This window comes from Methylocystis sp., from assembly GCF_051061225.1.
GTDB lineage: Bacteria > Pseudomonadota > Alphaproteobacteria > Rhizobiales > Beijerinckiaceae > Methylocystis.
In genome coordinates this window covers 1-5673 of the sequence record NZ_JBPFEB010000150.1, presented here as the reverse complement: position 1 = coordinate 5673, position 5673 = coordinate 1, and the positions used below count along the sequence as shown (strand labels likewise).

At 60.2% G+C, this 5673-nt stretch carries 7 protein-coding genes; 3 read left to right on the top strand and 4 right to left on the bottom strand.

What is annotated here, in order from left to right; genetic code table 11:
- Positions 1–354: Crp/Fnr family transcriptional regulator (locus ACR652_RS26220; RefSeq protein ID WP_434509419.1), on the top strand; the 354-nt coding region annotated here is incomplete at its 5' end.
- Between the two features lie 192 nt (positions 355–546).
- Here ACR652_RS26220 and ACR652_RS26215 read toward each other — a convergent pair.
- The gene (locus tag ACR652_RS26215; RefSeq protein WP_434509418.1) at positions 547–825 is read right to left on the bottom strand and encodes a L,D-transpeptidase family protein; all 279 of its coding nucleotides are present in this window, start codon (positions 823–825) and stop codon (positions 547–549) included.
- Positions 785–2248, bottom strand: coding sequence for a multicopper oxidase family protein (locus tag ACR652_RS26210; RefSeq protein WP_434509417.1), 1464 nt, complete (start codon positions 2246–2248; stop codon positions 785–787). The genes ACR652_RS26215 and ACR652_RS26210 overlap by 41 nt, the downstream gene beginning before the upstream one ends.
- 833 nt (positions 2249–3081) lie before the next feature.
- Between ACR652_RS26210 and ACR652_RS26205 the strand changes: the two genes are divergently transcribed.
- Complete coding sequence (locus ACR652_RS26205) at positions 3082–3435, top strand: hypothetical protein (RefSeq protein ID WP_434509420.1); 354 nt, start codon at positions 3082–3084, stop codon at positions 3433–3435.
- Here ACR652_RS26205 and ACR652_RS26200 read toward each other — a convergent pair.
- On the bottom strand, positions 3429–4484 hold the full coding sequence (locus ACR652_RS26200; protein WP_434509416.1) for a phospholipase D-like domain-containing protein: 1056 nt from the start codon (positions 4482–4484) through the stop codon (positions 3429–3431). The genes ACR652_RS26205 and ACR652_RS26200 overlap by 7 nt on opposite strands.
- A gap of 141 nt (positions 4485–4625) precedes the next feature.
- Between ACR652_RS26200 and scpB the strand changes: the two genes are divergently transcribed.
- Positions 4626–5162 (top strand): SMC-Scp complex subunit ScpB, encoded by a 537-nt coding sequence (scpB, locus tag ACR652_RS26195; RefSeq protein WP_434509415.1) that lies wholly within the window; start codon positions 4626–4628, stop codon positions 5160–5162.
- 70 nt (positions 5163–5232) lie between these two features.
- On the opposite strand, the gene ACR652_RS26190 is transcribed toward scpB, so the two are convergent.
- A partial coding sequence (locus tag ACR652_RS26190; protein ID WP_434509414.1) for a sensor histidine kinase occupies positions 5233–5673 on the bottom strand: 441 nt, incomplete at its 5' end.

Here is a 5673-nt window from a genome sequence, read left to right as displayed (position 1 = left end):
CACACCATCGAACAACGCACGGCAAAATGGCTGCTTGCGGCCATGGATCGCACTGGCGAGCAGAGCCTGTCTCTGACTCAGGATCAACTGGCGGAAATGCTGGGGATCGGCCGCAGTTATTTCACCCGGGTGATCAAGTCGATCAGGGCGAAGGGCCTTATCGAAACGAGGCGCGGGAGCGTGCGCGTTCTGGATCGAACGAGGCTGGAGCGCGTATCCTGCGGCTGCAACGACGCCCTGCGGCGCCACTTCCATGTCGCTTTGGGTGGCGCCTATCCGGAAGCAGCTCCGGCAAATTCTCGGGCCGGAAAGAGCCTTGGCGATGAACACGGAGAAAAGCAATGGCAAAGCTAACAGCGGAGCTGGCATCGCTTTGCAGTTGGAGAATTGGAAGCGAGCTACCGGCCTTATTGCCGCCCACAAAACGGCTTTTGAAGGTAACGCACGCCCATCCCAGTCGCGTCCTATAGCCGACCGCGTGCTTGAGCGTGATTCAGGTTCCCCCCTATGCCGAAGACAGCGCCGGCGCCCCGTATCTGAGATCATTCAGACCGCGCTCGACTCATCGCCCGCGGAGGCATGAATCGAAGGTCTTCCAGTCACCGATATATGGGCGCCCTCGGCCTTAACGATTCGATAGAGCGTAGCTGCGTGGGAAGGCGACAGCCGGACGCATCCATGTGACACCGGTCGTCCCAGCGACTGCGTCCGCTGCTGCCATGGATGGCGTAGCTGCCCTTGAAGAAGATCGCATATGCCTATTATTGTTTCGCGACAAATGGATCTATTGGTAGTGAATGGTCGAGAACATGCCAGCCTGCGCATGATAGAGCAGATGGCAGTGAAAAGCCCAGACGCCCGGATTGTCCGCATCGAAGGCGACCGTGACGCGGGCCTTTGGGGGCACGAGTATCGTGTCGCGCATCGCGCCGGACAATCGCCGCCCGTCGATCTCCACTACCTGGAAAACATGCCCGTGCAGATGCATGGGATGAGACATCATTGTGCGGTTCGTCATCGCGAGCTCGACCCGTTCGCCGGGCTTCACCGGGAAAGAAGGCGTCTTCTTATTCCATACCGCGTCGTTGATCGACCAGACATAGCGCGCCATATCGCCCGTAAGTTCGACGGGAATCACGCGATCCGCCTTGCGCTCGATCAACGGCGAAGCGGCGCGCAACGTGGTTTCCAGGGTCAGCTCGAGCGGCGCAGAGGGCTCCTTTGCAAATTCTTCGACCCGCCCGACTGAAGCGCCAGGGAGGGCGAGGATCACAGCAGCGCGGCGCCGCTCGCCCTCGACGATAAAGAAAACCGGGAAGGCCTCGCCGCCGCCTTTCGGCAAATCTAGCAGAATGTCGAGCCGCTGGGCGCAGGCGATGGGGAACCGGCTCCCGCTCAGGGGCACCACGTCATGTCCGTCGACAGCGGCCAAAGTCCCGTCGAGCGAGCCGAGATGGACATGGAAATTGGTCATCGCCGAAGCATTGATGATGCGCAGGCGCAGGCGTCCGCCGCTTTCCACCTTGACGACGTCCGGGTCGTCAAGCGTGCGTCCATTGGCGAGATAGGCGTCATATTTGACGTCATTTAAGTCCGGCGCCGCCGAAGGCATGGGCATAGTGCTCATAGACTTTGAGCCCATTGAGTCTGCACTCATGTTCTTGGCGGGCGGCGTCTTTTCACGTCCTTTGAGGGAAGTAAAGATTTCCTCTGCCGGCGTGAAGCTGAAATCGTTCAGGCGGATGACGATGTCTTGCCGATCATCGCCGCCCTCCTGCGGGAGGATGATCAGCGGAGTGTCCATCAGCGACTGTTCCTGCAAGCCATAATGAGAATGTATCCAGTAGGTGCCTCCAAACGTCAGGGGGAAATCATAGTCGGCGCTGCCACCGGGCGGAATGGGAGGCGCGGAGATGAAGGGCACGCCATCCTGACGCCAGGGTGGCGTCATTCCATGCCAATGAACGAGGCTAGGCCCCTCGAGCTCGTTCTCAACGCGCACGCGAAATCGGTCGCCGACCCGCATTCTGAGCCCTTGGACGCCGCCGTCTCGCTCAATCCCAAGGAGTGAGGCGGGTTTTCTGTTCACTTCGATCGTGCGGCGCCGTAGCTTGAGGATCGTTGGCGGCGCTTCCTCCGCCAGGGACACTCGCGGCGCTGCGACCGCGAACGCCGTCGCGTTGATCAGAAGACTTCTTCGGGTCGGCATCTCGGTGCCTCCAGCTTTGCCACGTCGGTCGGGAGCCATCTTGGGTTGAGAATACGCGATTCCTTATCGGACAGACATTAAGCGTAAGAAAATCGGCTATAACATTCTCATGTTTGAGGGTCTCTCATGTCGCTTCAGCCGCAAAACTGGGGGGGCGTCGCCCTTCGCCGGCCGTTTGAATTCTTTAAGCAATGCATTTCCACCAAGGCCATGATTTTTAATTGCGAAACTCTCCAGCATCGGCCCACAATGTTGGCCTCCTGCTACCGGAAGGAGCTTCGTCGTCACGGTGAACGGGCTTGTCGAGAGATCGAGCGAATTTCTACACGCGCGTAAAGGTTATCAAGCGAAACAAGTCCTCTTCGACCGCGATTATGTCGACATCGTGCGATGGGATATTGGCGGGGGGCACGTGGATCGACTATTCCAAGTTCCACCTCACGCGAGAGGTTGGGAGCGCGTCCTCGGTCGACCGCTGAATTTCAGTGGGCGACGCCCCGCCACCAATCAGCGGACGGGGCGTTCATCCTCAGTCGCCGCTTTCCTAATGACCTCGCGGAGCCTACCTCAGTTGCCGAAGGCCGAGTTATCGACACGGCTAGCGGTTGGTTCGAGATCCTCCCTCCAGAGCCCCTTGTTGTCCCCTTGGAATAGAGCTGGAACTCCTTCGAGGCGGAAAACATCCGAGCAGCAGACGCGGCCAATGAAGACAATGGCGTCGTCGACGCATATTGTGCCGCCGCGGCGCCAAGGCTCTCCTTCAGAAAGTCGGCGAAGGCTTTTCATCATTTCCGGTATCTTAGGCGTTGCACGGCTCCGACGGCGGCGAGCCAGTTTATGTCCGGCTATTCGCGCACGGCGTGCTCCAGGCAATGCGCGCGCCGCCTGAACGCACGATCTTCGTCGCCGGCGTCCAGTGCGCCCCAACCGCAGTGGATTGCCCTTCTCGAGCTTTACCATGGCGGGATTACTTCCGCGACCACGGCGGCCATGCCCTCGTCGTCATCGACGATCTAACCAAACACCCGGCCACTCATCGGGAACGCGCCTTGCTGGCACGGAAGCCGCCGGGGCGCGAGGCCTATCCTCGACTCACGCCTCTTCGCCGCAAACCAGCGCCAGGCTGTCGATGTCGGCGCGCAAGAAAGACGATGGATTGCGTGCGATCCCCAAGCTTCTCAGTAAACCGGGCAACTGACGCGTGTGATTCCACCGCTGGTCAATAAGGATGGCTTGCGAATTGGTAGTCAAGTTCGAATCGGCTACTGACGACTGCGAGAATTCCAGCGTCGTTTATTACGAGCCCCACCTCACGATTGAAGGTCGAGGAGTCAGGCGAGAAGCTGATGGAGCCAATATACAAACGTGATTGATCAACAACCATGCTGCGTGCGTGCATGTAGGGCGACTGAAAGCTTTCAGTGGGCCCGGTGACATGCACCGATATCCCTGCGGCTTTTAATTTCATCAGTGAGGCGGTTTGCATGTCCGCAATTTTCGGCGTGGCGCCGTTCACGGCGACGGGAGAGATGAGCCGGACCCGGACGCCCCGGAGGGTGGCAGCGACCAGCTCGCTTTCAAGCGCCGCGTTGCCAAGCAATTCGCTCGTAACGTCAAGGCTCCTCTGCGCGCTCTGGATAAGGCTCGTCAGTTGCGCGCCGGCGTTCACGGGGCCGATGGCGAGGCGTGGATCGTAGATGCGTGGCGTGGGATTGAAAGGCGGGCTGATGAGGTCGGGCGTAGACGAGAAGCGCCAGTCGTTCTCAAACAATTCCGAGAGCGCCCGGATCAGCGCGGCGTCGCCGGTCAAATACTCATAATCCCTGTATTGCTGAAATGTCGTCGTATCGAGGCAGGCCGAACCGATGAGTGCCTTGCGGTCGTCGATCAGAATGACTTTCGGGAAGCTCCTGGGAAAGATCGGATTGCTCAGGTGGAAAACGCCGCCTGCAGCGGTCAGATAGGTTGCGAGATTCGCCTGCTCGGCTTGCAGCGCCTGATATTTGCCATTGTCCACGACGGCGCGGACGCGGACACCCCGCAGAAGCGCCTGTTTTAGGCCCGCGAGGATCTCGGGATCCTCAAGAACGCAGATTTCAATGCGGATCTCACGCCGCGCCTCCGCGAAGGCCTTTAGAAAGATTGAGCGGCCGGCCTGTGGCAGCACTGCGATCTCCGACGCGGCGGAGGCTCCGCCACCTAGCGCGCCGAGTGAAAAGATCGCAACGATCCCCGCGACCGAAAAACCTCGCGCGACAAACGTCGCCAGCCCCATTCCAATGCCCCTCCAGAAGGGCGTGCGAATTCTTGCGAAATCCGCCTGCCCGCTTGACCGATATCGTGGCAGGAAATGTTTCACGCGGCAACCGGACAGAAATTCCCCACACCGTTTTCTCCAAACCCATGAGATATTGCTATGGCTAGCCACTACGTTTCGAGGCGGGGTTCTGAAACCCGGCCTGTGGGACAACGCATGCGGGGCCGCGGTCTTTCACGAAACTCAAAATGCTGGGCGCTCGCAGCCATCGCCTATCGGCAGCCGATCACCCGCGCCGAGCTTTCCCGCCTGGCCGGTCACGACATCAGCCGCGACATCCTCGGCCGTTTGAAGAGCGCCGGCATCATTGCGCCCGGGCCCCACGCCCCTCAGCCTGGCGCGCCGATCGCCTGGGTGACGACCGCCCGCTTCCTCGAAGTGTTCGCGCTCGGCAGCCTGCGCGATCTGCCCGAGCTCGAGAGCTCGACGGCGCTGGAGAAAGAGACGCCGACGACGGCGTCGAAGCTGCGCTCGACGACCTGCTTGGGCTGGAGGATGAGGAGGGCGCGGAGGCGGAAGGCAGCGCGTTCGACACGGTGGAGGTCGAGGGCTCTAAGGAAATCCACTCGCCGAGTTTGGCTGACGCGGCCGGGGACGAGATGCGTCCTGCTCATCGTGCTCGCGGACCAACACTGAGCGGTCCAACCCGGGCTAATCGGTCTGGGTTAGGGCGGCTACCAACCCCCTTGGCGCAGGTCTTGGAAAATCATGTTCGCGGCAGTGGCAGCGCGAAGCTGAATATGGTTCCTCCACCAGGGTTATCTTCGGCCCACAGCTTTCCGTGATGGTCTTCGATGATCGAACGTGAAATCGACAGACCAACACCTAGCCCGTGCGGCTTAGTCGTCGTAAAGGGTTGGAACAGTCTCGACCTGACATCTTCCGCCAGGCCGGGACCCGTGTCGGCGACATCGACACGGATCATGTCTCCTTCAACAGACTGGGTCGACACGATCATCTCGCGCTTCTGGCAGCCGTGCATGGCGTCGATCGCATTGCGTTTCAAGTTGACGACCACCTGCTCGATCTGCACCTTGTTGATCACGACCAAATCGTCTTTCGCTTCGAAGCGCACCGTCGTATCAACGCCCGCTTCCCTGGCGATGGCGTCGGTGAACTCGCAGGCTGCTCGCACGACGTCGTTGAG